Source organism: Rathayibacter tritici, from assembly GCF_002932875.1.
GTDB classification, from domain to species: domain Bacteria; phylum Actinomycetota; class Actinomycetes; order Actinomycetales; family Microbacteriaceae; genus Rathayibacter; species Rathayibacter tritici.
Map to the genome: position 1 here is coordinate 1 of NZ_PSWS01000024.1, position 26,289 is coordinate 26,289.

The window sequence follows — 26,289 nt, forward strand, 5'->3', positions numbered from 1 at the left end:
CTCACCCCTCCCCGTGACAATCTGCCATATCCGACAGATCAGCTCCGTCAATTGCTCCGCATCCAGGCCTGTAGTAGAGTCGTACCGCATCGGCTTCCCGTTCCGAAAATAGCGAGCTTTGGAACTTCTATTCTCCCGAATGGGAAGCCGATGCCTCGGAACGACACGCCCGAATCAGACCTTATGAATAACGCTCAAAATCTTCTCGAGAGCGCTCCAATTCCTTCGTATAATTACTCAGCCAGTCTTTGTACGCTTGGCCCTGTGCTCTCGAGCTCAGGAGCCGAGGATTCAGATGTGCCGTCTCGTGGATGCGACCGAGCTCATGTCCGAGAAGGGCCCTTGTATTCAATTCAATGTGAGAAAGCTGAGCGAATGCCATCGCCCGCAAGGTGGCGTCGAAGCGGTAAAGAGCGACCACGTCGGCGAGGGTGGTGCCAGGGTAGAACTGATCGAGGCGCGAGGTGCCGGCGAGCCGGCGAAAGGGGTACCAATACCCACTGAGGCGGTAATAGCTTGAGGTTGTGAGTGTCTCAATCGCCTCGTCGACGTCGCCCACGTCCATGCCTCGTGCGGAAAGAAGTGCGACTTGATCGCGGTAAGACTTGAACGTCTTGATCGGCGTCGGCAAGGTACCCCACACAGAGTGAAGACCGGCCCTGGACCTATGTATTAGGCGGAACCGGTCGTAATGATGGCCACTGTACACCGCGTGGAACGTCCGAGCAAGCGGCCGGGTCACCTGAAGGCAGGGACCATGAGAAGAGCCAGCGGCAGCCCGCGCCTCCTCGAGGGAGATGCCGCGTCGGGCGTTGGAGCGGTGTCGCGGAGAGGGCGGAGTGGAGGATCCAGGGCGGGCTCGTCTTCGACGACTCCCTCGCCTCCCCGCCGCCGCGGCAGCTCGGACTAGCGTGATCCCCGTCCCCCGACCCCGCAGGAGGCGCCGTGCCGCTCGATCCGTACCTCGCCGCCCGGCTGCCGCTTCTGGACGGTCTCGCGTATCCGCTCGACGCCGAGCAGGCCGCCCGAATGGCCGCGTTCGAGGAGGATCCCGGGCCGTGGTCGCTGCCCGGCGGGATCGTCGTCAGCACGGAGGTGGCGGCCGGCCCGCACGGACCGGTTCCGCTGCGCGTGTACTCGCCCACCGCGCCCGAGCGAGCGCTGCTCTGGGTCCACGGGGGAGGATTCGCCGCCGGCAGCATCGACATGCGCGAGTCGCACGTCGTCGCGGGGGAGCTCGCTGCCCGCGCTCAGGCCCACGTCGCCTCCGTCGACTACCGGCTCGCCGGCGCCGACATCCGCTATCCCGTTCCGCTGGACGACGTGCACGCGGCCTGGCGTCACCTCCGCGGGAGGACCCGCGAGGCGCAGCCGGTCGCGATCGGCGGCGCGAGTGCGGGCGCGGCGCTGGCTCTCGGCGCGGTCCTGCGCGAGCGCGACTCCGGTGCGTGCCTGCCCGATCACGTGCTCCTGGCCTACCCGTTCGCGCACTTCCCCACCCCCTCCCTCGACGACGCGGTCGCGGCCGAGCTGCGCCTGCTTCCGCCGATCCTCCGCTTTCCCCCGTCGAGCATCGAGAGCATGGTGCGCACCTACATCGGGCGGATCTCGGACCTGCCCGCCGAGGCGCTCCCCGGATCCGCGCCGCTGGCCGGGTTGCCCCCGGTCACGGTCCTCGTGAACGAGTGCGACGAGCTGCGCGGGTCGGCCGAGCTGCTCCTGCGCCAGCTCGCGGAGGCGGGCGTCGCCGTGACCGGGCACCTCGCCGCGGGGATGCCCCACGGCCACCTCAACCGGACTCCGGCGCTGCTCGAGGTCGACCGGTCGCTGCACCTCTTCGCCGCTCAGCTGCGCGCGATGGGCTGAGGCGCCCCACTCCGTTCAGGCCCGGTCGTGCAGGGTGATGTGGTAGCCGTCCGGGTCGACGAACGTGAAGGTACGGCCGAACGGGCCGTCGATCGGAGCCGCGACGACGGCCTGCCCGTCAGCGACGAGTGCGTCGTGGATCTCTTGCACGCCGGTCGCGTGCAGCCAGATCGCGGTGCCGACGCCGGGCCGGGAGGTGGAGTCGAGGTCGGTGCCGGGTGCGAGGTCGCGCAGGGCGAACGCGATCGGCGTGGTCGTGAAGACGACGGCGTGCGGCGGACCTGCGGGCGAGCGGACGAGGCCGAGGTAGTGCTCGTAGAACGCTTGCGAGGCGTCGAGATCGCGGACCTGGAGCGAGACGAAGTCGGGGCCGGTGACGGGCATAGGTTCCTCCTGGGCTTGTGTCAGATTTCTGACACGAGAAAGCGTATGTCAGGCTGTTGACATGAGTCAAGGCGGCATCGACCTCGAGACCTCGCTCGGCTACCTGCTCAAGGAGGCGTCGAGCGCCCTCCGCGCGGCGATGGAGGCGGTCCTCCGTCCGCTCGGGATGACCGTCACCCACTACTCCTGCCTCGAGCTGCTCGCCCAGCGCCCCGGCCTCTCCAACTCCGAGCTCGCCCGCGGCGCTTTCGTGACCCGGCAGTCGATGAACGTGCTCCTCCGGACCCTCGAGCGCGAGGGCATCGTTACGCGGCCCGACGCGGCTCCGGTCGGCAAGGTGCTGCCGACGCGGCTCACCGAGCGCGGACGCCGCAGCCTGGCCGAGGCCTCCGCCGTTGTCCGCGGGGTCGAGCTGCGGATGCTGGAGGGGCTCGCGGAGCAGGAGCGCGAGACCGCGGCGCGGCTGCTCCGCGGGATGATCCGGTCGTTGCGGGCGGGGGAGGGAAGCGCGACGCAGAAGTGATGCTGGGCGTCGACTCAGGTCGCCCACGGGCACCACACGGCGGCCGCGCCCGCGTTCACCGGCGTCGTCTATTCTCGCGGTCGTCCACGCCCCCTCCCTTGGAAGGAACCCCGGATGACCCAGCAGGACGTCCCTCAGATCATCGTGCCCCTCGGCCGCCCCGTCGCCGTCGAAGCGCTGCGCTACACCGCGATGTACGGCCCGAAGCCGTTCCCCGAAGCGCTGCTGATCCTGTTCGACAACGGCTCGTACAAGATCCTCTCGCCCGGGGAGGAGCACTACGGGAGCTACGTCTCGGCCATCGATCCGAGTGAGCCGCTGCGCCACATCGCCTTCCTCTCCTGGCCGTCGAGTGACTGGGAGAGCAACGTCGCGTCGCACACCCTCAGCTTCGAGCCGGAGACCCGCGCGTTCATTCAGACGCTGCTGCTGCCCGGCGCGCCGGTGCCGCACGCGCAGCACGGCTACACCGAGACGATCGAGGATCCGGCGAGCGTCGACCTCGGTGCCTCGTGGGAACAGGTGCGAGAGACCTACGCCGCCGTCTTCGAGCGGCTGCTCGATCGCGTGACGCGCGGCTGACGGGTCCGCCGTCGTCCGAGCGCTCGACGCTGGGGCGACGGCGGGCTACTGACGGCGCTGCTGCGCGGGCCGGTCGGTCGGCGAGGTCTCGGCTGAGGAGTGTTCATTCTCTTGTCGGAGGACTGACCTCACCGGCCTCGTCCTCGAGAAGGCGGCGGTTTCTGCGACGGATTCTGATGAGCTGGATTCCGTAGACGATTCCTCCGGCGAGGAGGCCGACGGCGGCCGATGCGACGAGACTCCAGGGAAGCTCCAGATTTCGGATGAGCGGCAGGGCAAGGAGTCCTGCTCCGAGAACGACGGCGATCGTCAGTGTGGGATGGGGACGCTCCGCAGCGTTGAGCATCAGCAGTCGATCGCTCCGGCTGCGCTCCCGACGATCCTTCCGAAAGCGAATCCCAGGGGTACCGACTTTTCGGCCCCTTCTTGTGCTTGACACGATAGCTTCTTACTCTCCTCGGCGGACGGCGAATGCAGGAGGGGCCACAGCCTTCGCTCGTGCGGAGTCGAAAACTGCGACGATCGAGAAGGCTACCTCTCGGGTCAGGTCCGGTCAATGACGTCCCCACTCCTCCCCCGCGAAGCCAACAGGCGTCGATCTCCCATTCGCCTGGCGCTTATCTGTCAGTATCGACAGGATCGACTCTGCGAGTGCGCTATCGTCGCGGTGGTGAATGGTCGGTCATCATTCCCGTGAAATGCCGTGTCTATTCTCATGCTCTCTCGGCGGCTCCTGATCTGCGTGTCACCGCCTTCGGCGAGACGCACTGTGTCGAAGGATCGGCGCGTGGCAAGCTGGCCGCATGGATCTGGAAGTGCGGCCCGGGCTGGTCGTGCCGGCGTCCGAGCTGCAGTGGCGGTTCTCGCGATCGTCGGGGCCGGGCGGGCAGCACGTGAACACCTCGGACAGCCGCGTGCAGCTCACCTGGAACGTCGCTGCGTCGACGGCACTCAGCGAGGAGCAGCGCGCCCGCGTGCTCGAGCGCCTCGGGCGGCGCTTGGTCTCCGGGGCGATCACCGTCACCGTTGCGCAGGAGCGTTCGCAGCTGCGCAACCGCGAGACGGCACTCGAGATGCTCCGCGGTCTCGTGAGCACCGCCCTCGCACCTCCCTCCGCCCCGCGGCGACCGACCCGACCCACCCGCGGCTCCACCCGCCGCCGACTCGCGGCCAAGCAGCAGCGCTCGGCGGCCAAGCAGCAGCGCCGTCGCCCGCCGGGGGAGTGACCTGAACGGAACCGAGGGTGGAAGGCGGCGATCCGCCCGCAGAGGGTCCGGCTGGGCCTCCCGCCCTCGGGTTCCGCACGCCGACCCGGCCGGCGCAGGGCCGGCTCAGGGCCGGAAGAACGCCTCGATCGCCGCGGTCAGTGCGACCAGATCGTCCACATGGGCGAGTTCGCGCGCCGAGTGCATGGAGAGCAGCGGGACTCCCACGTCGACCGTCGAGATGCCGAGCCGGGTCGCGGTCAATGGTCCGATCGTGGAGCCGCACGGTGCGGAGTTGTTGGAGACGAACTCCTGGTACTCGACGCCTGCCCGCTCGCAGACATCCGCCCACAGCGCGGCTCCCCGCGCATCCGTCGCGTAGCGCTGCGCCGCGTTGATCTTCAGCAGCGGCCCCTTCCCGGCGACCGGCTGGTTCACCGGGTCGTGCTTGTCGGAGTAGTTGGGATGCACGGAGTGGCCCGCGTCGGCCGAGAGGCACCAGGAGGCGGCGATCGCGCGGGCGCGCTCATCGACGCCGGCGCCCAGGGCCGTGCCGATGCGGGAGAGCACGTCCTCGAGGAACGGGCCGCTCGCTCCGGACCGGCTCGCGGAGCCGAGTTCCTCGTGGTCGAACGCCGCGAGCACGCTGATGTGCCCGGCCCGGGCGTCGGCGCTCGCCGCGAGGAGCGCGACGAGGCCGGCGTGCACCGAGCTGAGGTCGTCCATCCGACCGGCGGCGAGGAACATCTCGTCGAGGCCGAAGCGGCGGGGAGCCTGCGTGTCGGCGGTGAGCAGGTCGTAGCCGGCGATGTCGGAGGCGCCGTCGAGTTCGGCGTACGCGCCGAGCAGGTCGAGCAGGTCGACCTCGGCCGCGTCACCGACGCCGAACACGGGGACGGTGTGCTTCTGCCGATCGAGGGTGAGGGAGTCGTTCGCCGTGCGGTCGAGATGGATCGCGAGCTGCGGGATGCGCAGGAAGGGCCCCGTGCGCAGCAGCCGCGTCGAGCCGTCGCGCAGGATCACGCGGCCGGCCAGCTCGAGCTCGCGGTCGAGCCAGGAGGTGATCAGCGGGCCGCCGTAGATCTCGACGCCGGCCTGAAGCCAGCCCTTCGAACCGATTGTCGGCCGCGGCTTGAGCATGAAGCCGGGGGAGTCGGTGTGGGCGCCCAGGATGCGGAACGGCGTAACCGCCTCCGCGCCCTCGGGCAGGTGCCAGGCGATGATCGCACCGTCCCGGACGACGTAGTAGCGGCCGGGTTCCGCGGGCCACGCCCGCGTCTCGTCCAGCCCGGCGAATCCGGCGACGTCTAGGCGACGCGCCACCTCGGCCGCCGCGTGGTAGGAGGAGGGGGAGGCGGTCAGGAACTCGGCGAAGTCGGCGATATGGTGCTCACGCGTGGTCATCCCTCCAGTGAAGCACGCGCCTTCGCGGCGGCTCCCTCTGGCACCCCTCGCGTCGAGACGCCGGGATGGGGGCCCAGACACCGCTGTGGAGGCGGTGCCTCGGCGGCGCCGCGAAGACGGTTCCCGGAGATGTCGTGCAAGCGGACGTGTCGTTCCCTGGATAGCCGACCTGAGTGCCTATACCGGATGTTTTCAGCAGATCCATACTTTCTCTTTGCTGGGCGGATGAGCGCGCGATCACGCTTTCCCCCGCGCTCTCCCTCTTGCGTTCGGGGGCTCCGGGGCGTACACCATTGAGTGGAACGTCTCCGAGGCGCCTTGCTTCGATTGCACAGTGAACTTCTCCGCTTCAAGGGTCTGATGATGCTGAAAACAAGCGCCCTTTCTCTACTGGGTATGGCGACGGCGACACTGCTCGTCGGTGCGGGTGTCGAGGCTCCAGCCGCAATGGCCGCTGGCTCGCAGACCTCTGCCCGCTATTATCTGCCGAGTGGTTATCGTGATTTTCCCGCTGGGAGTGATTCTCTCGAAGCCAGTCTCTTGGACCCCGGGACGATCGGTCTGTGCAACATCGGTTTCGGAGATGTGAGCATCGCGTCGTGGGACGACACGGTTCTGGGGCATGTCGACCTGTTCTGTGGCGACAGCGCCAGTGGTTACATCCACATCCGTGACGGAGACGGTTCGCTTAACGATATCGGCCATGAAGCAGACTGGCAGGATGTCGTCGACTCGTTCGGCGGAGGGCTCTGGGATGACTTCATGCTCTACGCCACAGGTGAGGCTATCGTTAGCGACAAGGCGCCGGACGACCACGGAAACGACAAGCTCTGCTTTACTACTCCCATCGATATCTACACCTCTGACGGCACGTACATCACCACCTATCAGCCCACCGTCATCGTGTCCGCGAACAACAAGAGCGTCGTGACGAGCTACCCGACTCACTTCCAGTCGGACTGCTGACGATGGCGTCACGATGGTATGTCGATGGACCCGTCCCCGCCCGTGAGCCGGAGGGGAGAGTGACCCTGCGCCTGCGCGTCGACTACGGGCAGCGTTGGCCGTTGAACGATCACATCGGGGCGAGGCCCGCCGACCCGATCGAGTGGCGCAGCATTCTCTCGCCCGAGCTATACGACCGCCTGGTCGCCTGGGCAGCCTTCTTCAATCAATACGCCGACCATCGCACCGGGCTCTACGGCAGCGAGGAGCGTCGCAAGTGGTTCGACCAGGAGGGTCGCCGGCTTCTCATCGACCTGCGACGCGAAGCCGGAGACCGCTTCGATTTCACGCTGCACCTCTGGTTCTGACAGCGCCGTGAAGCCCGCCGCACCGGTGAGGTGCGACGGGCTCCCGGTGCGTCAGCCGCAGCTGCGCGCGCTGTACGGCGCCGTGGCCGTTGCCGTGACGGCCGTGCCACCGACCGTGGCCGTGCCGGTGACCGTCGCCTGGCCCGCGGCGAGCTGCGTCGAGCGCACCGTGTAGGCGGCGGACGCGGACGCGCCGGACTTCACTCCGGAGAACGTCTTCACGCCCTCCGAGGTGCTGACCGAGACGTCCATCGGCACGGTGTCGCCGTTCTTGGCAACCACCGTCAGCACGACCTTGCCCGCGACGCAGCGCGACGAGGCCGTCGCACTCACCTTCAGCGAGGACTGCACGGTGACGGTGACCTGCACCGGCATGCGCGACGCGTCCTGCGCGACTCCCGAGACCGTGAAGGTCCCGGCCGAGGCGTACGCGGCGGGCGCGACGGCGTCCCACGCCACATCGACCGTGCTGGTGGCACCGGCGGCGGTCGTGATGGTGGCACGGGGCAGGACCGGCGCGGTACCGGCCGTAGTCGTCGCGGTCAGCGGAGCGACCGAGGCAACGGCCAGGCCGGGCGCGTAGCCCTCGAGCACCTTCTGGTACTCGGCGCGGGTCACCGGGATGACGGTGCCGTGGCGGGGCTTGCCGCCGTCGGCGTTCTGCGGCAGGCCCGTGCGGAGCTTCGCTCCAAGCGGCTGCCAGGAGTCACCGTTCGCGAGGTCGTCGGTGCCGAACGGGATGTAGTGGTTCGGCCCGTCGTGGTAGTTCGGCTGGTCGATGAAGAGGAACCAGTCGAGGCCGTTCACGTCGCCCTCATTGGCGGGGAAGACGTTGGGGCCCTCACCGCTCGTGAAGGTCTTGCCGGGCTCGCCGTTGGGCAGGCCCGAGGCGACCCGCTCCTTGACCAGCGACCACTCGTCCGCGGGTCCGCCGGTGCCGGGCAGCGAGCCCGAGACGGTGGCCAGCAGGTCGGTGCTCTTCTCCTCGCGCAGCGTCATCGACGCCTCGTCCTTGGTGAAGCGGTAGTAGGTGTCGCCGTCCTTCGCGACCGTCGAGTCGATGGTGCCCTTGCCGGTGCCGCGCTTAACGTCGATCCACGGCTTCGCCTCCGAGAAGGAGGTGAAGTCCTCGGTCGTCGCGTACATCATCTGGTTGTAGGTGACGGCGGTACGGTCGGCGGTGTTCGTCGTCGGGTACATGTTGGAGGCCCAGAACACGACGTACGTCTGGAGCTCGTCGTCCCAATACGCCTCGGGAGCCCAGGTGTTGCCGGCGAAGTCCGTGGAGACCTTGATGTGGCGCTGGGCGGACCAGTTCACCAGGTCGGTCGACTCCCAGACCTCGATGTACTTCGACCCCGACTTCTGGGCGGTGTCGAAGCCGCCGGGGAGCCCGTCGATCTTGAGGTCGGTGGCGAGCATGAAAAACGTGTCGCCCTCGTGCGAGCGGATGATGAACGGATCACGCAGTCCCATCGTCCCCAGGTTCGAGGTGAAGACCGGCTTGCCATCGTTCAGCGTGTTCCAGCTGAGCGCGTCGTTGCCCTTCGAGGCGGCGAGGCTGATGCGCTCGGCGCCGTCACCTTCTCCGGTGAAGAACGCCCAGACGTACGCCTGGGTGTCCTCGGTGCCCGCGGGTAGCGGCTGCACCCGGAGGGTGACGTCGCGGGTGCGGGTGACGGATCCGCTGGTCGCGGTCGCTCGGACAACCACGTCGATCGCGGGGCTGCCGGTTGCGGGGCGGTCGACGTCGATGGTGCGGGTGCCGGCGGCGCTGCCGTCGCGGACGGTCGCTCCGCTCGGACTGACGACGCTCCAGGCGATGCTCGAGCCGAGCGTGCCGGTGGAGGGCACCGAGACGTTCGTGCGGATGTCGCCGACGTTCGGGATCGCGATCGCGGCGAGGTCGCGCTGGACCTTCGTGGCGTCGTCGAGTTGCGCGGCGACCCGCACCAGGTAGTCGACCGAGCGGGTCTCGGAGCCGACCGTGTACGTGGCGGTGAGGGTCGCGGAGGCGTCCGGTTGTCCCGCGGCGGGACGCGTGACGGTTGCGGTGCCGCCGGTGATCGCGACGGCTGCGCTGTTCGACCTCCAGGTGATGCCTACCCCGCTGGCGGTGGTAGGCACCGTGAATCCGGCGGTCGCCTCCGTGGGCACCGTGACCGACGCGACTGCGCGGTCGAGGGCCTCGGAGGAGTAGAGCGACTGCACCGCGGTGCTGCTGAGGGCGCTGTCGTAGACGGCGAAGTCGTCCATCTCGCCGTTCCAGCCCGGGTCGTTGTACGTCGAGCGCGCGATGTACGCGACGAGCGACGAGCCGAACGAGGAGACGTTGCGGGCGATCGTGCTCTGCGAGATCTGGGCGCCGTTGACATAGACGGTGAGCTTGCCGGTCGTGCCGTCGATGACGGTCGTGTAGAGCGAGAGGCCTGAGGGGGTGCGGGCGCCAAGGGTCGGGGTGCTGGTCGCTCCGGCGCCGACCTCCGTGTTGTAGGGAGCGTTCGCGTTGACGGAGTTGGTGACGACCGACTTCGTGTAGCCGGAGAGGTTGCTCGGGTTGAGCAGCCAGTAGCCGGAGGAGAACGGCGCCCCGGCGGCGACGGGTGCTCCGACGAACGCGGCGGCGACGTTGCCGGTGCCGCCCTTGTTCGCGAGCCAAGTGGAGAAGGTGAGGTCCTTCTTGCCGACGAGGCCGGCGGTGGGGATCTCGAGGTAGGGCGCGGCCGAGGCGGATCCGCCGGGGAGGCTGATGAGCCCGTTGCGGAACTGGGCTCCGGAGCCGCGCAACGTCGCGCTGTAGCCGTTGCCGCTGGTGTCCGCGACCGTGGTGCCGGTGGGGGCGGTGTCGAACGTGTAGTGGAGGAGCGGGGTCTCGGTGGCTCCGAAGGCGGAGCTGGGGACCGTGGCGCCGAGTAGCGCCGTGGCGGCGACGGTCGCGACCGCCAGAGCGGTCCTCACCGCCGATCGTGATCGTCTCATGCAGATGGCCCTCGTAATCGGGTGCAGCGTCGAGGCACGATCCGCAGGGCGGTGTGCGTCTTCGCACGGAATGTGAACGTGAACACTCTATGCGCGAGCCGTGCTTTCTGACCAGGGGCTCGAGGTCCGCAACACAACGTCAGCTGAGAGCACATCTCATCCACGATCGTCGATGAGACGTGCTCTCAGCTGATGTTGCGTCGCTCATCGGGTGCACGATGTCGGCATGGCCTCCGATCGCCCCGTCCTGCTCGTCGTCGACGTCGCCGACGGCGGCCGCGAGGATCCCGCGTACGAGATCGAGCTGCAGCTGCTGACCGCGAGCGTCGTTTCCGCCGCCACCGGCTTCGTCGTCGACCGCGTCCCGGCCGAGCAGACCGACACGGCCGAGCTCGAGCGCAGGCTTGCCGCCGCCGACGCCGTCATGTTGACCGGCGGGGAGGACGTCGATCCTTCTCTCTACGGCGGCCGACGGGATGATCCGCACCGCGGCCAGTCGTTCCCCACGGCCGATCGCGCACAGGTCGCGCTCGTCCGCCGCGCCGTCGAGACCCGGACTCCGCTGATCGGCATCTGCCGCGGGATGCAGCTGATCAACGTCGCTCTCGGGGGCGATCTCGTGCAGCACCTCGCCGGTGGCGGCCACGTCGGCCGGTCGATACCCGGCGAGCACCTCTCGGGAATGATCGACCACCGCGTGGCCCTCGATCCGGGGAGCGCCCTCGCCCGCATCCTCGGCGCGGTCGAACTCGACGTCCGCAGCTCACATCACCAGGCCGTCGACCGCCCGGGTGAGGGACTCGTCGTGGTCGGCCGCGCCCACGACGGCACCGTCGAGGCCCTCGAGCACGAGTCCGCGCCGCTCTGGTGCGTGCAGTGGCACCCGGAGGACGCGGGCTCGCGTGGCACCGTGCTCACCGACCTGCTCGGGGCGGCGCTCGCCGCGGTCCGCTGAGGCCGCTCACGAGGCGGGCCTCAGGAGGGCAGATCAGGAGCCGGGTAGCCGTCCCAACCGCCGTTGATACCGCCCTCGCTCGACTCCGCGGCGATCCGGCGACGGATGTAGGCGCCGAGGTAGGGGAGCGAGAACTGTACGTGCCCGTGGCCGGCCGGATGCACGTAGCCGGAGTCGATGAGCCGCTTCTTGTAGACCTGCACATAGGCATCGGACACCCCCATTCGACGAACGATGTCCGCGACTTTGCTCCGATCCTCGTCCTCGGCCATCGCGCCCAGGAACTTCTGGTCGACATCCGAGAGGTCCCCGTACACGCGACTGATGACCCGGCTCTCGACGGCGCGGATGGCTCGATCGTGTGCGACGGTGGCGTCGGCCAGCGTGATCGACGGGGCGGTGCTGTCGTTGCGCCAGGCGTAGTCGCCCGCAAGCTGGACGAGGTAAGGATAGCCCTGGGAGAGGGAGACGAGGGTGCGCAGCGCCTCCTTGTCGATGCTGCGCCCGCCCAGGCCCGCGGTCTCGACGAAGACGCGCTGCGTCTCAGAGGCGGACAGGCGCTCGAACTGCACCTCGCGGGAGCGTCGGAGGAAGGTGGTGTGCTCGGCCGCGAGGAGGGCGTCGAGACTGACCTTCACTCCGGCAAAGACGATCATGATCGGGGCGCCGTCCTCGAGCGCGTGCGAGACCTGCAGAGCGAAGGAGCTGAGCTCGCGCAGGCGGACTTTGCCGGAGGAGACCTCGTCGATCGTGATGAGAATGCCGCCGCTGCCGGCGAGCGCCGAGGACAGGGCGACGAGGTCCGTCCGGAGTTGCGGCTTGACCGTCCGCTGGCGATCGACGTACTGGACCTCGGCGCTGAACTGCCAGACGCCCAGCTTGGTGAGCCTTGCCCGGGTGGCAGGAGCCATCCCGTTGAGGAGAGCGGGGATGGCGGAGTCCATGATCCGCCCGGTGAGGCCTGCGCTGGCGTCATCGCTGATGACCAGCCAGCCCGCGTCACGAGCTGCGTCCTGCAGCGTGGTGAGGAACGAGGTCTTTCCCGCTCCGCGGAGTCCGGAGACGAGCACCGAGTGGTTCTCGCCGAAGTCGAGGGTCTCGAACACCGACTGGAGTTCGCGGAGCTCTTCCCCGTGGCCGCCGAAGACGGCAGGCTTCTTCCCGTACCCGGGTGTGAAGGGGCTGGGCGCGCTGCCGGTCATCAAGGCCTCCGAATCGTATTCATTTTATTCTATTCGGCGGCGCACGGCCCGGCCGGCGTCGGCCGAGACGGCCCGGCCCGCTTACGTGATCGACCCGCGCATCACTCCGCTGACCACCCAGGGCTGGGCGAACAGGTACACGATCAGCAGCGGCGCCATCGCCATCAGGTAGGACGCGAAGGCGACGGTGTAGTTCGTGTTGTACTGCCCCTGGAAGACGTACTCGGCCAGCGGCAGGGTGCGGGCGGACGGGTCCGAGAGCACCACGAGCGGCAGGATGAAGTCGTTCCACGCCCACACGCAGGTCAGGATGCCGACGGTCGCGTTCATCGGACCGAGCAGCGGGAAGATCACCTGCCAATAGGTGCGCCAGGTCGAGGCGCCGTCCATGCGAGCCGCCTCCTCGAGCTCGATCGGGATCGACCGGATGAACGCCGTGTAAAGGAAGGTGTTGATCGAGTGGCCGAACACGGCGTAGAGCAGGATCAACCCGGCCTGGTTGTCCAGGCCCAGCAGGGCCGTCTCCTTCACGACCGGCAGCATGATGATGGGGAACGGCACGAAGACCGCGGCGAGCAGGTAGAAGTAGACGCCCCTGAAGAACGGCCTGTGCATGTTGCGGGCGATCGCGTACGCGACCATCGAGTTCGAGAACAGTGTCAGCACGACCGCTCCGACTGTGATCAGCGCCGTGTTCACCACTGCCTGCGGGAAGCGGGTCGCCGTCCACGCCTCGGCGAAGTTGCCCCACGAGATAGAGGTTGGCAGCTCGAAGCCGGTTCCGCCGAGCTGGTCGGGCGTTTTCAGCGCCGTGACCACGGCGAAGGAGAGTGGCAGGAGGATCGTCAGCGAGCAGACGGCGATAAGCGCGGTCGCCCACCAGTTGATCCGGCGCGTGTCGCGGGAGGGCCGGCGCTGCCCCTCGGGCTCGCCGAGGGCGAGGGCGGTGCTGGGAGTGATGGTCGATGTCATCAGAACGAGGCCTCTCTGCGGCTGAGGATTCGGAACTGGATCAGCGAGACCGCGATGATGACAAGGAAGTAGAGGACGGCGTTGGCCGTCTGATACGCGTACTCGCCGCCCTGGAATCCGCCCCGGTAGATCAGCAGCGTGATCGACTCCGTCGACGTGCCGGGGCCACCGTTGGTGAGGGCGATGATGTGGTCGAACACCTGGAGGAAGTTCTTCATCGAGATGACCATGTTGATCGTGAAGAAGGAGGCGATCAGCGGGAACGTGATCGAGGTGAACTGCCGCCACGTCCCCGCTCCGTCGAGCGAGGCCGCCTCATAGAGCTCGCCCGGAATGCTTTGGAGCCCCGCGAGGTAGATGATGATCGAGAAGGCCGATGCCTGCCAGACCGCCAGCACCACGATCGCCACCCACGCCCAGTCGGCATTCGCCAGGATGTTCTCGCCGATCACCGGGATCGCACCGAGGATCTGCGGCAGCGAATGCGCAAAGAGGTACTGGAACACATAGCCGATGACGAGGGTCGAGAGCACGTAGGGGATGAAGTAGATCCCGCGGAAGGCCGTCTGGAATCGGATCTTCGCGTTGAGTCCAATGGCGAGGGCGAGCGAGATCACGTTCACCAGCACCGTCGCCACAATGGCGAAGCCGAAGGTGAATCCATAGGCCTTCCAGACCCGGTCGTCCTGGAGGAGCGCCAGATAGTTGGAGGCGCCGATCAGGTCCCAGGAGCCGTAGCCGGCGTAATCCGTGAAGCTGAAGAAAATGGCGGTGAGCACCGGAACCGTGTGCAGCACGAAGAAGAGCAGGACGGCGGGGACTGTCATCCAGTAGAAGGTGGTCGAGGTGCGCTTGCGACGCGCGGGCGGCGCAGGCGCGGTCGCCACCGCCTGCGCGGCGACCGTCGTGGTCGAGGTCATGGTGTCACTTCCTGGTCGTGCGTGCCGAAACTTTCCGCCACTCACTGTCGAGGGTCCGTAGCGCCGCGTCGGCGTCCCCGCTGGCGAGGAACTCCTGAAGCGTGGGGTTGAGCGGGATGCTCGCGGGGATCTGGTGGTCGACGAAGCCGACCAGCCGTCCCTGCTCGAAGTAGGGCTGCAGCTCGGCGAGCGTCGGATCCGCGGTGGGTGCGGCGTTGACCAGCGGCGAGAAGGCGGCCTGGCTCTCGACGTACGGCTCGACGACTCCGGGGGTCAGCAGGAAGTCGACGAAGCGGCGGGCTGCCTCCAGCTTCGGAGTGCCCCGGCCGATGGCGATCGCCACGTCGACGCCCGAGGTGACCCGCGTGTGGGCCGGGTCGTCGAGCACCGGGTAGGGGAAGACGCCCAGGTCGATGTCGGGGTTGTTGGTGCGCACCGGGTTGATCGCCCAGATGCCCTGCGGGTACATCGCCGCCTCGCCCGCGGCGAAGGCCCGGTTGCCGTCGTCGTAGCTGCAGCCGAACGAGCCCTCCTGGGTGTAGGAGAAGAGCTGCCCGAGCCGCTCCATCGTGCTCGCGTAGTCCTTCGAGAACGAGACGGGCGAGTCCGGGCCGAGGGTCGCTCCCTCCGCACGCATCGCGTCGAAGAAGCCGTCCGGTTGCAGCTGTCCGCCGAGCGCGTTGAAGGCCGGGGAGCCGGTCCAGTTGTCGAGCAGGGCGCCGTAGATCGCAGTGACGCCCGCGGCGGTGAGCGCGTCGCAGACGGCGATCAGCTCGTCCCAGGTGGTCGGCACCTCGATCCCGTTGTCGGCGAAGATCGTCCGGTTGTAGAGGATCCCGTCCGCATTGTTCGAGAAGGCGAGTGCGTTCACCTCTTTCCCCTCGTAGCTGCCGAGCGCGGCGACGATATCGAGGGCCGCCGGGTTCACCCGGTCGACCAGCTCGTCGCCGGTGAAATCGTGGAAGACGCCGGCCTTGGCCAGACCGGCGTAGTAGCGGCTGCCGTTCACGGTCAGCACGTCCGGCACCTTGTCCTTGACGAGCAGGGTGCGGATGGCCGTGTCCGGGTCGGGCACAGTGTTGGCGATCACGCGGATGTCGGGGTTGGCCGCCTCGAACTCGCGGATGATCCGCGCGAAGTCCTCGACCGCCTCCGCCTTGGATTGGAAGAAGTCGAGTGTGGTCACCCCGTCGCCGGCGCCGGCGCAGGAGGCGAGGGTGGCAGCGGACGCCGCGGCGAGCGGGACCGAGAGGAACAGGCGCCGGGAGAACTCGGGGGGACGATGACGTGCGGACATGCGGCGCCTCCTGACGCGCGGGAACAGGTCGGTGCCGAGCGGCGACTGACCGGGCCGGCCGAGCGGCGAGGGCCACGGCGGAGATGCGCCGCGGATCAAGGCCCGGGAGCGTCATCCTGCCCGGCGGGTAGCCCTCGCCCGCGCCGACGGCGGCACCCCAGTGCGCGGAGGTGGCGAGACGGGCGTCGACGCTGGTGCCGCCGTCCGCAAGGTGGAAGAGGCGGGATTCCCGGCCGATGAGGGCTACCGTGTCGTTCGTTGGGGCGACACTGGGGTGCATGGCTAGTTTCTAAAGCAGAACGAATCGGAGTGTCAAGAGCGGTGATGGCCCCCGTTTTCGTTCCTTTTGCCACTCGAGGCCGGGAGCTTCGTACCAGGCCGGAAAGAAGGAGCCCCGTGACCGACACCATTGTCGCCGAGGACGCCGCCGGGAGCTCGTCCGAGCTTCTGGCGCGCGAGGTGCTCATCCACGGTCCCGTTTCGCGCGCCGAGCTCGGCCGCCGCCTCGGTCTCTCGCCGGCCAGCCTCACCCGGCTCGCACGACCCCTCCTCGACGGCGGCCTCGTCGTCGAGGGCCCCGAGCAGAGCATCGGCGTCGGCCGCCCCGCCCGCCCGCTCGACATTCGCGCCGACGCGCTGAGCTTCGCGGGCGTGAAGATCACCGGGACCGAGGCGCTCGCGGTGCGCACCGACCTGCGCGCGCGGACCGAGCGGGAGCTGGTGCGCGCGCTGCCGAGCACGGAGCCCGCCGACGTGATCGCCGCAATCGTCTCGGTCGTCCACGAACTGGGCGGCGCCTCCGCCTTCGCCGGCCTTGGTGTGACACTCGGCGGCAGCATCGCCGCCGACGGCCGGGTCAGCCGCGCCCCATTCCTCGGCTGGCGCGATGTGGACCTTGCCGCTCCGCTCTCGGCCGCCCTCGGGCTGCCGGTCGCCCTCGAGAACGACGTGGTCGCCCTCACCGGCGCCGAGCACTGGTTCGGGCGGGGCCGCGGCATCTCGCACTTCGCGGTGCTCACCGTCGGCGCCGGAGTCGGCTATGGGCTGGTCGTCCACGACCGGGTGGTCGCGCCCCCGGAGGCGGGACTCGGCCTGGGTGAGCACTACCCGCTGGACGCCACCGGGCCCGTCTGCGAGGCCGGCCACCGCGGCTGCTCGACCGCGATGCTCAGCCTGCCCTCGCTCCTGCGTCAGCTTTTCGTCGCCACCGGGCGCGAGCTGACGCTGGCCGATGGTTTCGCGGCCGCGCGCGCGGGCGATGCCGGCGCCGCGCGCGTCCTCGCCGACTCCGCCCGCGCGCTCGGCACGATGATTGCCGCGATCGGCGACCTTTCGATGTCCGGCACGATCATCCTCGCCGGAGAGGGGGTCGCCCTCTACTCCGAGCAGGCGGCAGCGGTGGACGCGGCGATCGCGGCCGCGCGCGACCCGGATGCTCCGCCCCTGTCACTGCTGGTCGTCGACGGCGGGCTGGTGGAGTGGGCGCGGGGCGCGGCGGCCACGGCGATTCAGCGACTCCTGCCGCGGATCGCGCTCCGGGCGCTGATCTGAGCCTTCACCGCCCGCGCTGAGCCCGTCATGCGCCCGGCGGCCCGCGCACGCCGCGTCGGCTACTCCGCTGCTCGCACCGCCGCCTGTCCTGACTCTCAGAGGCTTCCTGGTGCTGCGCGACACGGCAGAGCAAGGATGATCAGCACTCGGCCTCGCTTCGGAGTGAGGGACCGGGTTCTCCGCTCGCCTTTTCGCGAGAGGGGAGGGGTTCGCGTGTCCGCGGTCACCCAGCTGCCCCAGAGGCATCGCCGCCCGCGGCCCCTGCCTGGGGGACGTTGGGTCCGCGGTCGTGTGCTTCGTGGAGACGCGCACGCCGGCGCTCGATCAGAGGGAGCCGGGATGACGCGACAAGCGCCCCACCGTCGTCGATCAAGAGGAGACACCATGACCAACCACACCGTCCGACCGCGATCCGCGGGAGCACTCGCCGCGGTACTCGCGGCCACCGCTCTCGTGACACTCGGAGCCGCGGCTCCGGCCTCCGCGTCCGGACCGGCGTGTCCCACGGACACGATCATCGACGGATCACGACTCGCGTCCATCAGTCCCGAGTGTTCCTTCGCCGGCGATCAGGTGAACGTCGGTGGTGTGGTGATGAGTATCCCGAACCCGGGAGCTTCCGTGCGAGCGTCCTCCGCGGTCGCCGCCGGCTACCAGGACGTCCCCGACGTCGTCGTGTACCGCGCGGGGAACGGCGGGGTCGCCGCCGTCGCCGGCGACCAGGAGTTCGGATCCGAGGGAACCCTCGCTGCCCTGCGGAGCGAGAACTCCGCCGTAGCCGCGAGCGCGCGTCCCTCCGCCGTCAGCACGCTGGACTCCGCCCCTGTCGTCCCCGGCTGCGATGACCGCACCGCCTACAAGCTGAGCGGAGAGAAGTGGGCGGGCGCGTACGAGTGGTCGTACAACAACACCGGTTCGCCCGTGACCAGTGGCGTCGCGAGAATCCAGGACGCACTGGACACCGTGACCGGGGGCGTCACACGCTGCGGCTCCGACGTGGACCTCACGGCGACCCACCGCTACCTGGGCACGTCCACCAACTCGGTCGATGTCACGAAGGCCGGAGGGTGCAGCGAGGGGGATGACCGCAGCACCATCGGTTGGGGTGAGCTGTCGTCGAAGTACCTCGCGACGACGTGCAGTTGGTCCCAGGACGGCATCATCGTGTCGTCCGACATCAAGTTCAACAACCGGGCGCCCTGGTGGGACAACACCGGCCGCGCCTGCCAGGGGAAGACCTACGATCTCCAGGGCACCGCGACCCACGAGGCGGGGCATGTCTTCGGGCTCGACCACGTCGCCCCCGCCACCCACCAGGTCATGAAGCCGGCCTCGGACCCGTGCGAGTACAGCCAGGAGAAGCTCGGAGCCGGTGACGCCGAGGGCTTGAAGCGCCTCTACGGATAGTCGACTCCCGGTGCTCCTCCGGTCGCTCGTCGCGCCGGGGGAGTACCGCGGCGCAGGATAGAGGCATGACGACGACACTTATCACCGGAGCCAACCGCTCCCTCGGCCTCGAGACCGCCCGCCGCCTCCTGGAGGCCGGCCACACCGTCTACGCCGGCCTGCGCGATACGGCCGACGGCGAGGCCGTCAGCGCGCTCGGCGCCCTTCCCGTCCGCCTCGATGTCACCGATCAGGCGAGCGTCGACTCCGCTCTCGCCTCGCTTCCCGAACTCGACGTTCTTGTCAACAACGCCGGCATCCTCGGCACCTCGTTCGGCGTGGACGACCTCACCCCGGAGGCGATGGCGAGCGTCCTCGAGACCAACGTGGTGGGAATCGTCCGCGTCACGCAGGCGGCGCTCCCCCTGCTGCGCCGCTCCTCGAACCCGGTCGTCGTGAACGTGGCCTCCGGAGTCGGCTGGCCGCGCTGGCTGAGCACGCAGGGTCACGACGAGTTCCCCGTCACCGCGATCCCGTACGCGGCCTCGAAGGCGGCGGTCGTCGCGCTGACCGTTCAGTACGCCAAGAATCTGCCGGGGATGCGCATCAACGCGAGCGATCCCGGCTACACCGCGACCGATTTCAACGGCCACGGCGGGCACCAGACCGTCACTGAGGGCACCGACGCGACCGTTGCGCTCGCCCTGCTCAGCTCCGACGGGCCGACGGGCGAGTTCCACGACCGTCGAGGGCGCATCGAGTACTGACGGCGGACGCGATAAGCCGCGGCGCCCAGACGCGGCGTGCCACCCGAGGCGCGGAGAGATCCCGCCCGCCGCCTCGGGTCGGCCCTCCCGTGCTCGGACGGCACGGCGACCCTCAGCCCAGACGCGAGGTCGGCACCGTCTCGAGGTGGCGTAGGTCGCGGCGCAGGCGCTGCGAGCGGACGTAGCTGCTGAGCGCGTGTTCGGGCGAGGGCGGCGCATCGCTCCCGCCGAGGAGCGCCCGCGCGGTGGTCAGGCGGGCGCGGCGGATCTCGTCGAAGACCGTCGTGCCGTTGCGCGCGAACGTGCGCTGGAGGGTCCGCTTGGGCACGCCGAGGCGCTCGCAGATCTCCTGCACCGAGAGTCGGGAGTCGGTGGACATCGCGGCGATCAGCGCGAGGGCACGGGTGTAGACGTCTTCGCTGCTCTCGCGCGGGAGCGAGGTTGCGAGTATGGCTCCGGCGAGCTGCTCGATGGCCGCCCGCACCAGCGGGAACGCCGGGGAGTCGGCGTCCAGGGCCGAGGCGAAGGTCGAATTGACGGTCGAGAGAAGGATGCCGCGGCTGGCCGCGTCGGCCTCAGTGACGACAGCGCCACCGTCGGCCGAGTCGACCAGACCCAGCAGCGGCCGGTCGAGGGCGATCTCGGTGCGGGCGCTCGGGGTGTCGGTGACGATCGTGAACGACGTGTCGCACCGGAGGAAGGCGATGTCGCCCGGGCCGAGCTGTACTTCGAGAGCCGCAGGATCGTCGGGCTGGATCACGAGCACACCCTCGAGCGGGATGATCAGACGAATTCCCGCGCCGACGCGTGCCGTGCGGTGCAGGCGGCCGGGCGAGTGCCAGATTCTGAGCACCTCCACTCCGTCGCTGCACACGGTGTCGGCGACGATGCGGAACGAGCCGACGGCGCGAACGTCCACTCCGCTCCCGGCCAACCAGGCGGCTGCGGCCGCATCTCGGCGGGACACCCCACGGTCGACGATCGGCCGGCTGCCTTCTACGATCCCCATCACGTCGTGGTCCTTTCCTCTGGCGCGTCCCTCGGGGGACGCGATACCCCTAGCCTGACTGATCAGACCCCGTCGTGAGAAGTCGTCACGCGACGGCATCCGTCGTTCACCGCCAGCGTAGGCTGTCGGACCCCGTCCTCGGGGGACGAAAGCGTACCTCGGGAGAGCGGCGAGGATCGACGTGCACCTCGAGAGCAGCGGCGTCGGTGAAGGGTCGGCCCTCGCCCGTGCGACCACGCAGCACGATCGAGTGGCGGAGCATTCGAGGGGCCCGCAGCGGTGCGGTCGTGTAGTGCGCGACGGCAACGAACCCGGCGCCAGGAGCAACGCGCTCGGGTCGGCCGACCACCGTGATCGGGGCCTCGTCGTACTCGAGCTCGGTGCCGGAACCGTCAGTGAAGGAACCGCAGAGCAGGGCGAGGTCGTGCAGTGCGGTGGGTCCGGGGTTGTGGAACTGCATCCAGAAGGTGATCAGCGCGAACGAGCGGCGGGGCGGACCGAGGCGCACGGCCGTGCCGTCGAGGACGAGGTGCGGGAGTGCAGCAGTAGGTGTCCGCCGTCGCAACATCAGCCGTGTCTCCCGGCTCCCGGCTCGACGGGTGGCGCCGGTGTTGCGCTCCGGGCGAGTTGGAGGAGGGTGCACGCCGCGAGCACCCCGACCAGGGCCGCTGCCCAGCTCAGGTCCTGCGGGTCGAATTGCAGCAGCTGGGCCGGAATACCCGTGAATCCGAGGATTCCTTGGGCCGCGGCTGCCGTCGCAAAGGCGAGTAAGGCGGACGCCGCGGCGACGGGGGCAGGAGCGGCCGGAGTGTCCTCTTCGCCGAGGACGAAGCCCCGGAGAGCGGCGGCGAGGGAGAGCGCGCACAGGCCGGCCGCGATGAGGGCCGCGGTCGTGTAGGCGGGCCCGGCGGCGAGGAGGAGGAGGCAGCCGACGACGATCTGCAGACCGGCTCGGGCGATCCTGGAGGTCGGGTGCGCGGGCACCGGGCGGCCTCCACCGAGGGCCAGAGCAAGGGCGCGCGTCGCGCCACTGCGCCGTCGGGCCGGTCGGCGGCCGGGGGTGCGGAGCAGCGCGGCGGCTCCCGAGACGAGCAGGGCGGCGCCGACGAGGAGGGGGAAGACGAGAGCGGCGGCGGGCAGGCCGGGAGCGGCGTCGGCGGGGGTCATCAGGTCTCCTTCAGGGGGCGAGAGCAGCGCACGGAGCACCTCGATGATCGAGCCTGCGGGAGCCGCTCGGGACGCCGGGCGCGAACGCTCCGAGGCCAGGCGCGCCCGCCCGTCAGAACGCGCCGCGAATCGTGCCAAACAAGACTCCATAACGCGCCACGCTTCGCTCTGAAGGGGTCTCGCGGGGTGAAGCTGACCAGGCTTTGGGTCGCCTCCGCCGCCGCGGTCACCGCTCCGCACGAGCGTCTCCGCCCCCGCGCCGGTCGACCCGACCCGAGCCCAGCCGTCGTGCCATCCCGACCGACGGCGACCGCATCTCTTCGAAGGCGAGCCGCTATGACCGCACCTGTGCGCCCCCGGATCCCCACTCTCAGCGAGCGGATCGACCGCTCCCTCCTGTCCCTGCACGCGCTCCCCGGACTCGACGTGCGCACCCTCGCCCGCACTCTCGGTGTCCCTGCCCTGATCGTGACGGCGAACCATTGGCTGCACCGCGGGAGTTCTGTGCGCTCCGCGCTGGCCCGCATCCGCGTCGATGTGGCGCAGCGAGTCCTCCGCGAGCAGGCGGTCTCGGTGCCTAGCACGCTGGTCCGTCGCCGCGCCGCCGAGTACGCGGGTTTCCGCTCGCTCGACGAGATGGACCGCGCGTTCCTCCGCTACCGCCACCGTACGAGCTTCGATCTGCTGCTCTCGACCCGGGTGACGGCCGCCGGCCCGGCGTGAGGCGCTGCGCGCCCGCGACTCCGCCTGGCGTGGAGATGCTCACGCGTGGCGGCGTTGTGGGTTCCGGCTATGCGGACGGTCGACGGCGTACGCTCACCGGGTGGACGAGCTACGGCGGGCGTACGGCGCGCGGGCAAAGGAGTACGCCGCGCTGCTCGGGTCGGTCGAGGCGACTCCTGCTGCGGATCGGGATCTGATCGGCTCGTGGGCGGACGGCCTGGACGGGCTGGTCGCGGACGTCGGCTGCGGACCGGGGCACTGGACGGAGTTCCTCCGGCAGCACGGAGTCGCCGCGGTCGGTCTGGATCCGGTGCCGGAGTTCGTCGCCCTGGCGCGCGCGCGATTTCCGGAGGCGTCGTTTCGTCTGGGGTCGGCACGCGACCTCGACCTCGACGGCCTCGTCGGCGTGCTCGCGTGGTACTCGCTCATCCACCTCCCACCCGCTGAGCTGCCTCCTGCCGTCGCCGCGCTCGCCGAGCGGTTGCGTCCGGGTGGCGGCCTGATCATCGGCTTCTTCGAGGGGCCGCGGACGGAGGTGTTCGCGCATGCGGTCGCGCCGGCCTGGTTTCATCCGCTCGCCGCGATGCGTGCGCTCGCCGAGCAGGCCGGGCTCGAGGTGACCCACGCCCTCCGCCGCAGCGCACCCGGCACTCGTGACCACGGCGAGCTGATCGCCGTCCGCCCCCGGTGAACCGCCCCGCTGGCCCACCCCGGCCGGTAGCAGGTGACGGCGCGAGACACCGCCATCCGAGTGGCGCCCCGGCCGCCGGAGCGGCCGGGGCGTCGTGGGTTCCGGCTGCTAGAGCCGGTCGGCGCGCCACTCCGTGGAGATCTCCTCGCCGCGACTGAAGGCCTCCTCCTCGCGCTCGCGTAGTTCGACGCGGCGGATCTTCCCCGAGATCGTCTTGGGCAGCGGGTGGAACTCGAGGCGACGGACCCGCTCGAAGGAGGAGAGCAGCTCACGGGTGTGCGCGAAGATCGCTGTCGCCGTCTCGGCGGTCGGCTCCCAACCCTCCGCGAGAGTGACATAGGCCTTCACCACGCTGTGGCGGACCTCGTCCGGAGCAGGGACCACGGCCGATTCGGCGACGGCGGGATGCTGCAGGAGCACGCTCTCGACCTCGAACGGCGAGATCTTGAAGTCGGAGGACTTGAAGATGTCGTCGGTGCGGCCCACGAAGGTGATCGTGCCATCGACGGCGCGCACCGCCACGTCTCCGGTGTGGAAGTAGCCGTCGGCGCGGGCACGCTCGGTCCGATCCTCATCGCCGTGGTAGCCGGACATCAGGTTGACGGGCTCGACGGAGAGGTCGAGGCAGATTTCGCCGGTGGGGGCGGGCTCGCCGGTCAGCGGATCGACGAGGGCGATGGCGACACCGGGCAGCGCGCGGCCCATCGCCCCGGGGACGACGTCGGCTCCGGGCGGGTTGGCGATGATCGCTGTCGTCTCGGTCTGGCCGTAGCCGTCGCGGATGGTCAGGCCCCACTCCCGCTCGACGGTCGCGATGACCTCTGGGTTGAGCGGCTCGCCCGCCGAGAGGATCTCGGTGAGCGCGCGCGGCTTCGCTCCGAGGGCCGACTGGATCAGCATCCGCCACACGGTCGGCGGAGCGCAGAACGTGGTGACCTCGGCCCGGTCGAGCTGCTGGTGCAGGGCCGAGGGTGAGAACCGGCTGTAGTTGTAGACGAACACCGTCGCCTCGGCATTCCACGGCGCGAAGAAGCAGCTCCAGGCGTGCTTGCCCCAGCCGGGCGAGCTGATTGCCATGTGCACGTCGTCCGGCTGGACGCCGAGCCAGTACATGGTGCTGAGGTGGCCGACGGGGTAGGACTCGTGGGTGTGCACGACCATCTTCGGCTTCGACGTGGTGCCGGAGGTGAAGTAGATCAGGCACGGGTCCGAACTCTCGACGACCACCGTCGGGCTGACGCCGAAGGGCTCGACGGAGTCGGTGTAGTCGAGCCAGCCCTCCGCCGCGCCGCCGACGACGATGCGGCCGAAGTCGCCCTCCATCTCGTCGAACTTGGCGGTCTCGGAGGCATCGGCGATGACGTGCGCCACCTCGCCGCGCGCGAGGCGGTCGGCCAGGTCGGCCGGGGAGAGCAGGGTCGTGGTGGGCAGGATGACCGCGCCGAGCTTCATGATCGCGAGCATCGACTCCCACAGCTCGAGCCGGTTTCCGAGCATGAGCATCACGTGATCGCCGTGCTCGACGCCGACCGAGTGGAGCCAGGCGGCGACCTCGTCCGAGCGCCAGCGCATCCGGTCGAAGGAGTACTGCTGCTCGGAGCCGTCCTCCTCGACGATCCACAGCGCGGTGCGCTCGTTGCCGATCGCGATCGCGTCGAACCAGTCCACCGCCCAGTTGAAGTGCGGGCCGACGTCCGGCCACTGGAACGCCTCCGTCGCGGCGACCGCATCGGTGCGGTGCTGCAGGAGGGTGTCGCGGGCGGCGCGGAAGCTCCCGGTGGGGTTCATGCATGTCTCCGTCGTGGTCGAGGTCCGGTCGCTGGCGGGACCGCCCCCCATTCTGCTCCCGCTGCAGGACCGCCGCCGCGTGGACCAGGGCCCACTCGCGAACTCGGACCCGGGGAAGAGCCTGTGGAGGGACTTCTGCTGCGCCGTGCCGCCGCCGGCCGGTAATGGCCCCAGGACCCCACGAGGTCCGCGGCCCCCGCTACGGGCCTCCCGAATCGACCATCGACGCGATAACGTCTCATCCGCACAGGTGTCGACGTTGTTCTCGGCAGGATGCAGGAAGGGCCAGGCGATCGAGATCGCGTGGCCCTTCGATGACGACGCGATAGGCAAGGAACAGTGATGCCCACGAGGAGCAGGGTGCTCGACTCACGTACTTCTCTGGGTGCCGCTCGTGTCCTTGTGGCCGTCGGTGCGGTGATTGCCGTCCTCGCGACGCTGATGCTCCTCCTGCTCTCGCCGCGCGGGACGGAGTGGCAGGCGATCGACGCCGTGAGGCCGCTGGCGCTCACGGCGTCGCTTACGGTCGCCTGCCTGCTGACGGCCGGCGCTCCCTACTACGTGCTCCGTGGACGAGCGCCCTGGCCGGCGCTGTGGCTCGCATCCGTCCTGTGCCTCCTCGGCGTGGTCCTCGTCGTCGCCGTAATGGCCGACCAGTTCGGCGCCGACGACGGGACCACAGTGCTCACCGCTCTCGTCGTCATGGTCCCCGTCTGCTGCTCCTGCACCGTCGCGATCGTCGTGACGGAGTCGCTCCTCCGGCGCGGGAGGGGCTCCGCGCGGTGACGCCGATCCACCGCCTCCGCGCGGGCGGGCCCTCAGTACTTGATGGACTGCCCGCCGTCGACGGGGAGGACGGTCGCATTGACGTAAGAGGCGTCGTCCGAGAGAAGGAAGGCGACGACGGAGGCGATTTCGTCGGCCTCGCCGAAGCGCTTGGTCGGGTTGACCTGGATGAACTCCTCGGCCGCCTTGCGCGGGTTCTCGGGGTCGAGCTGCTTCATCGAGTTCTCGACCATCGGGGTCCAGATAGCGCCGGGGGCGATCGCGTTGATGCGGATGCCGAATTCGCCGTACTCGATCGCGGAGTTGCGGGTGAGGCCGACGACGCCGTGCTTGGCGGCCGCGTAGCCGGACTGGTTGCCGATCGCGGTGATCCCGCCGACGCTCGCGGTGTTCACGACCATGCCGGAACCTTGCTCGCGCATGACCTTCAGCACTTTCTCGAGGCCGAGGAAGACGCCGCGGAGATTGATCGCGACGACCTTGTCGAATTCGTCGGCCGTGAAGTCCTCAGTGCGGTTCTGGCGCCCCTCGATACCGGCGTTATTGAAGAAGCCGTCAATCCGCCCGAAGCGCTCGAGGGTGCGGGCGACGTAGGCGTCGACGTCCGCCTCCTTCGACACGTCGGCGACGACGCTGATCGACTCGGTGCCCTCGGGAAGCGCCTGCACAGTGGTGGCGAGACCCTGCTCGGAGAGGTCGACGAGGGCGAGGCGGGCGCCCTCCTGGGCGAGGCGGACAGCGGCGGCGCGACCGAGGCCGGATCCGCCTCCGGTGATGAGGACGACGCGGTCGGTGAAGCGAGTGCTGGTGGTGGTCATG

26 protein-coding genes are annotated in these 26,289 nt (G+C 69.4%); 13 read left to right on the plus strand and 13 right to left on the minus strand.

All coding sequences use genetic code 11. The features are described from left to right. Window positions 1–181: 181 nt before the first annotated feature. Window positions 182–559, minus strand: a complete 378-nt coding sequence (locus C5D07_RS03645) for an Abi family protein (protein WP_170063500.1) — start codon at window positions 557–559, stop codon at window positions 182–184. Window positions 560–945: 386 nt separating this feature from the next. Between C5D07_RS03645 and C5D07_RS03650 the strand changes: the two genes are divergently transcribed. Next, on the plus strand, window positions 946–1,866 hold the full coding sequence (locus C5D07_RS03650) for an alpha/beta hydrolase (RefSeq protein ID WP_104258709.1): 921 nt from the start codon (window positions 946–948) through the stop codon (window positions 1,864–1,866). A gap of 15 nt (window positions 1,867–1,881) precedes the next feature. Here the strand turns inward: C5D07_RS03650 and C5D07_RS03655 are convergent, their stop codons facing one another. Then, complete coding sequence (locus C5D07_RS03655; RefSeq protein ID WP_068256608.1) at window positions 1,882–2,250, minus strand: VOC family protein; 369 nt, start codon at window positions 2,248–2,250, stop codon at window positions 1,882–1,884. A gap of 61 nt (window positions 2,251–2,311) precedes the next feature. On the opposite strand from C5D07_RS03655, the gene C5D07_RS03660 reads away from it, so the two are divergent. The 3 genes from C5D07_RS03660 (at window position 2,312) to arfB (ending at window position 4,581) form a co-directional block, all read left to right on the plus strand. After that, complete coding sequence (locus C5D07_RS03660) at window positions 2,312–2,773, plus strand: MarR family winged helix-turn-helix transcriptional regulator (RefSeq protein ID WP_068256605.1); 462 nt, start codon at window positions 2,312–2,314, stop codon at window positions 2,771–2,773. A gap of 114 nt (window positions 2,774–2,887) precedes the next feature. Then, complete coding sequence (locus tag C5D07_RS03665; RefSeq protein WP_068256602.1) at window positions 2,888–3,355, plus strand: hypothetical protein; 468 nt, start codon at window positions 2,888–2,890, stop codon at window positions 3,353–3,355. A gap of 803 nt (window positions 3,356–4,158) precedes the next feature. Then, complete coding sequence (gene arfB, locus C5D07_RS03675; protein WP_104258710.1) at window positions 4,159–4,581, plus strand: alternative ribosome rescue aminoacyl-tRNA hydrolase ArfB; 423 nt, start codon at window positions 4,159–4,161, stop codon at window positions 4,579–4,581. Between the two features lie 105 nt (window positions 4,582–4,686). Here arfB and C5D07_RS03680 read toward each other — a convergent pair whose 3' ends face one another. Then, window positions 4,687–5,964 (minus strand): M18 family aminopeptidase, encoded by a 1,278-nt coding sequence (locus C5D07_RS03680; RefSeq protein ID WP_104258711.1) that lies wholly within the window; start codon window positions 5,962–5,964, stop codon window positions 4,687–4,689. A gap of 360 nt (window positions 5,965–6,324) precedes the next feature. Here C5D07_RS03680 and C5D07_RS15205 point away from each other — a divergent pair, with 360 nt between their 5' ends. Both C5D07_RS15205 and C5D07_RS03690 read left to right on the plus strand, forming a co-directional pair. Beyond that, window positions 6,325–6,930 carry a hypothetical protein gene (locus C5D07_RS15205; RefSeq protein ID WP_146076759.1) on the plus strand — a complete coding sequence of 202 codons (606 nt, stop codon included), beginning with the start codon at window positions 6,325–6,327 and terminating at the stop codon, window positions 6,928–6,930. Window positions 6,931–6,989: 59 nt separating this feature from the next. Next, window positions 6,990–7,277, plus strand: coding sequence for a hypothetical protein (locus C5D07_RS03690; RefSeq protein WP_068256588.1), 288 nt, complete (start codon window positions 6,990–6,992; stop codon window positions 7,275–7,277). Window positions 7,278–7,328: 51 nt separating this feature from the next. Here the strand turns inward: C5D07_RS03690 and C5D07_RS03695 are convergent, their stop codons facing one another. Next, entirely contained in the window at window positions 7,329–10,235 is a 2,907-nt protein-coding gene (locus C5D07_RS03695; protein ID WP_170063501.1) for an immunoglobulin-like domain-containing protein, read from the minus strand. Between the two features lie 247 nt (window positions 10,236–10,482). Here C5D07_RS03695 and C5D07_RS03700 point away from each other — a divergent pair, with 247 nt between their 5' ends. After that, the gene (locus tag C5D07_RS03700) at window positions 10,483–11,211 is read left to right on the plus strand and encodes a gamma-glutamyl-gamma-aminobutyrate hydrolase family protein (protein WP_104258713.1); all 729 of its coding nucleotides are present in this window, start codon (window positions 10,483–10,485) and stop codon (window positions 11,209–11,211) included. Window positions 11,212–11,231: 20 nt separating this feature from the next. Here the strand turns inward: C5D07_RS03700 and C5D07_RS03705 are convergent, their stop codons facing one another. The 4 genes from C5D07_RS03705 to C5D07_RS03720 all read right to left on the minus strand — a co-directional run bounded on the left by C5D07_RS03705 (window position 11,232) and on the right by C5D07_RS03720 (window position 15,602). After that, the gene (locus tag C5D07_RS03705; protein WP_068256585.1) at window positions 11,232–12,413 is read right to left on the minus strand and encodes an ATP-binding protein; all 1,182 of its coding nucleotides are present in this window, start codon (window positions 12,411–12,413) and stop codon (window positions 11,232–11,234) included. A gap of 81 nt (window positions 12,414–12,494) precedes the next feature. Further along, window positions 12,495–13,385, minus strand: coding sequence for a carbohydrate ABC transporter permease (locus tag C5D07_RS03710; protein ID WP_346243093.1), 891 nt, complete (start codon window positions 13,383–13,385; stop codon window positions 12,495–12,497). Then, on the minus strand, window positions 13,385–14,305 hold the full coding sequence (locus tag C5D07_RS03715; protein WP_068256579.1) for a carbohydrate ABC transporter permease: 921 nt from the start codon (window positions 14,303–14,305) through the stop codon (window positions 13,385–13,387). The genes C5D07_RS03710 and C5D07_RS03715 overlap by 1 nt, the downstream gene beginning before the upstream one ends. A gap of 4 nt (window positions 14,306–14,309) precedes the next feature. Beyond that, a complete protein-coding gene (locus tag C5D07_RS03720) occupies window positions 14,310–15,602 on the minus strand; it encodes an ABC transporter substrate-binding protein (RefSeq protein WP_104258714.1) in 1,293 nt (430 codons plus the stop codon). Window positions 15,603–15,998: 396 nt separating this feature from the next. Here C5D07_RS03720 and C5D07_RS03725 point away from each other — a divergent pair, with 396 nt between their 5' ends. The 3 genes from C5D07_RS03725 to C5D07_RS03735 all read left to right on the plus strand — a co-directional run bounded on the left by C5D07_RS03725 (window position 15,999) and on the right by C5D07_RS03735 (window position 19,306). Further along, on the plus strand, window positions 15,999–17,153 hold the full coding sequence (locus C5D07_RS03725; RefSeq protein WP_249028165.1) for an ROK family transcriptional regulator: 1,155 nt from the start codon (window positions 15,999–16,001) through the stop codon (window positions 17,151–17,153). Window positions 17,154–17,537: 384 nt separating this feature from the next. Next, window positions 17,538–18,560 carry a matrixin family metalloprotease gene (locus C5D07_RS03730; RefSeq protein ID WP_068256570.1) on the plus strand — a complete coding sequence of 341 codons (1,023 nt, stop codon included), beginning with the start codon at window positions 17,538–17,540 and terminating at the stop codon, window positions 18,558–18,560. Between the two features lie 65 nt (window positions 18,561–18,625). Continuing rightward, the gene (locus C5D07_RS03735; protein ID WP_068256567.1) at window positions 18,626–19,306 is read left to right on the plus strand and encodes an SDR family NAD(P)-dependent oxidoreductase; all 681 of its coding nucleotides are present in this window, start codon (window positions 18,626–18,628) and stop codon (window positions 19,304–19,306) included. Window positions 19,307–19,418: 112 nt separating this feature from the next. Here the strand turns inward: C5D07_RS03735 and C5D07_RS03740 are convergent, their stop codons facing one another. The 3 genes from C5D07_RS03740 to C5D07_RS03750 form a co-directional block, all read right to left on the minus strand. Next, complete coding sequence (locus C5D07_RS03740) at window positions 19,419–20,315, minus strand: helix-turn-helix transcriptional regulator (RefSeq protein ID WP_068256565.1); 897 nt, start codon at window positions 20,313–20,315, stop codon at window positions 19,419–19,421. Between the two features lie 106 nt (window positions 20,316–20,421). Beyond that, window positions 20,422–20,883, minus strand: a complete 462-nt coding sequence (locus C5D07_RS03745) for a hypothetical protein (protein WP_068256562.1) — start codon at window positions 20,881–20,883, stop codon at window positions 20,422–20,424. Beyond that, complete coding sequence (locus C5D07_RS03750; protein WP_068256560.1) at window positions 20,883–21,482, minus strand: hypothetical protein; 600 nt, start codon at window positions 21,480–21,482, stop codon at window positions 20,883–20,885. The genes C5D07_RS03745 and C5D07_RS03750 overlap by 1 nt, the downstream gene beginning before the upstream one ends. A gap of 336 nt (window positions 21,483–21,818) precedes the next feature. On the opposite strand from C5D07_RS03750, the gene C5D07_RS03755 reads away from it, so the two are divergent. Together C5D07_RS03755 and C5D07_RS03760 are read left to right on the plus strand one after the other, a co-directional pair. After that, window positions 21,819–22,205 (plus strand): hypothetical protein, encoded by a 387-nt coding sequence (locus C5D07_RS03755; RefSeq protein ID WP_068256559.1) that lies wholly within the window; start codon window positions 21,819–21,821, stop codon window positions 22,203–22,205. Between the two features lie 100 nt (window positions 22,206–22,305). Further along, window positions 22,306–22,896, plus strand: coding sequence for a class I SAM-dependent methyltransferase (locus C5D07_RS03760; RefSeq protein WP_068256558.1), 591 nt, complete (start codon window positions 22,306–22,308; stop codon window positions 22,894–22,896). Between the two features lie 108 nt (window positions 22,897–23,004). On the opposite strand, the gene C5D07_RS03765 is transcribed toward C5D07_RS03760, so the two are convergent. Further along, window positions 23,005–24,684 (minus strand): AMP-binding protein, encoded by a 1,680-nt coding sequence (locus C5D07_RS03765; RefSeq protein ID WP_104258717.1) that lies wholly within the window; start codon window positions 24,682–24,684, stop codon window positions 23,005–23,007. Between the two features lie 360 nt (window positions 24,685–25,044). Between C5D07_RS03765 and C5D07_RS03770 the strand changes: the two genes are divergently transcribed. Continuing rightward, the gene (locus C5D07_RS03770) at window positions 25,045–25,470 is read left to right on the plus strand and encodes a hypothetical protein (RefSeq protein ID WP_104308615.1); all 426 of its coding nucleotides are present in this window, start codon (window positions 25,045–25,047) and stop codon (window positions 25,468–25,470) included. A gap of 32 nt (window positions 25,471–25,502) precedes the next feature. Here C5D07_RS03770 and C5D07_RS03775 read toward each other — a convergent pair whose 3' ends face one another. Further along, window positions 25,503–26,288, minus strand: coding sequence for a glucose 1-dehydrogenase (locus C5D07_RS03775; RefSeq protein ID WP_104258719.1), 786 nt, complete (start codon window positions 26,286–26,288; stop codon window positions 25,503–25,505). Between the last annotated feature and the right edge of the window lies 1 nt (window position 26,289).

Coding starts and splice junctions, on each gene's coding strand:
- C5D07_RS03655 (WP_068256608.1), bottom strand. CDS start 2,250: ATGCCCGTCACCGGCCCCGACTTCGTCTCGCTCCAGGTCCGCGATCTC.
- C5D07_RS03660 (WP_068256605.1), top strand. CDS start 2,312: ATGAGTCAAGGCGGCATCGACCTCGAGACCTCGCTCGGCTACCTGCTC.
- C5D07_RS03665 (WP_068256602.1), top strand. CDS start 2,888: ATGACCCAGCAGGACGTCCCTCAGATCATCGTGCCCCTCGGCCGCCCC.
- arfB (WP_104258710.1), top strand. CDS start 4,159: ATGGATCTGGAAGTGCGGCCCGGGCTGGTCGTGCCGGCGTCCGAGCTG.
- C5D07_RS03680 (WP_104258711.1), bottom strand. CDS start 5,964: ATGACCACGCGTGAGCACCATATCGCCGACTTCGCCGAGTTCCTGACC.
- C5D07_RS15205 (WP_146076759.1), top strand. CDS start 6,325: ATGATGCTGAAAACAAGCGCCCTTTCTCTACTGGGTATGGCGACGGCG.
- C5D07_RS03700 (WP_104258713.1), top strand. CDS start 10,483: ATGGCCTCCGATCGCCCCGTCCTGCTCGTCGTCGACGTCGCCGACGGC.
- C5D07_RS03705 (WP_068256585.1), bottom strand. CDS start 12,413: ATGACCGGCAGCGCGCCCAGCCCCTTCACACCCGGGTACGGGAAGAAG.
- C5D07_RS03710 (WP_346243093.1), bottom strand. CDS start 13,385: ATGACATCGACCATCACTCCCAGCACCGCCCTCGCCCTCGGCGAGCCC.
- C5D07_RS03715 (WP_068256579.1), bottom strand. CDS start 14,305: ATGACCTCGACCACGACGGTCGCCGCGCAGGCGGTGGCGACCGCGCCT.
- C5D07_RS03720 (WP_104258714.1), bottom strand. CDS start 15,602: ATGTCCGCACGTCATCGTCCCCCCGAGTTCTCCCGGCGCCTGTTCCTC.
- C5D07_RS03730 (WP_068256570.1), top strand. CDS start 17,538: ATGACCAACCACACCGTCCGACCGCGATCCGCGGGAGCACTCGCCGCG.
- C5D07_RS03735 (WP_068256567.1), top strand. CDS start 18,626: ATGACGACGACACTTATCACCGGAGCCAACCGCTCCCTCGGCCTCGAG.
- C5D07_RS03740 (WP_068256565.1), bottom strand. CDS start 20,315: ATGGGGATCGTAGAAGGCAGCCGGCCGATCGTCGACCGTGGGGTGTCC.
- C5D07_RS03745 (WP_068256562.1), bottom strand. CDS start 20,883: ATGTTGCGACGGCGGACACCTACTGCTGCACTCCCGCACCTCGTCCTC.
- C5D07_RS03750 (WP_068256560.1), bottom strand. CDS start 21,482: ATGACCCCCGCCGACGCCGCTCCCGGCCTGCCCGCCGCCGCTCTCGTC.
- C5D07_RS03755 (WP_068256559.1), top strand. CDS start 21,819: ATGACCGCACCTGTGCGCCCCCGGATCCCCACTCTCAGCGAGCGGATC.
- C5D07_RS03765 (WP_104258717.1), bottom strand. CDS start 24,684: ATGAACCCCACCGGGAGCTTCCGCGCCGCCCGCGACACCCTCCTGCAG.
- C5D07_RS03775 (WP_104258719.1), bottom strand. CDS start 26,288: ATGACCACCACCAGCACTCGCTTCACCGACCGCGTCGTCCTCATCACC.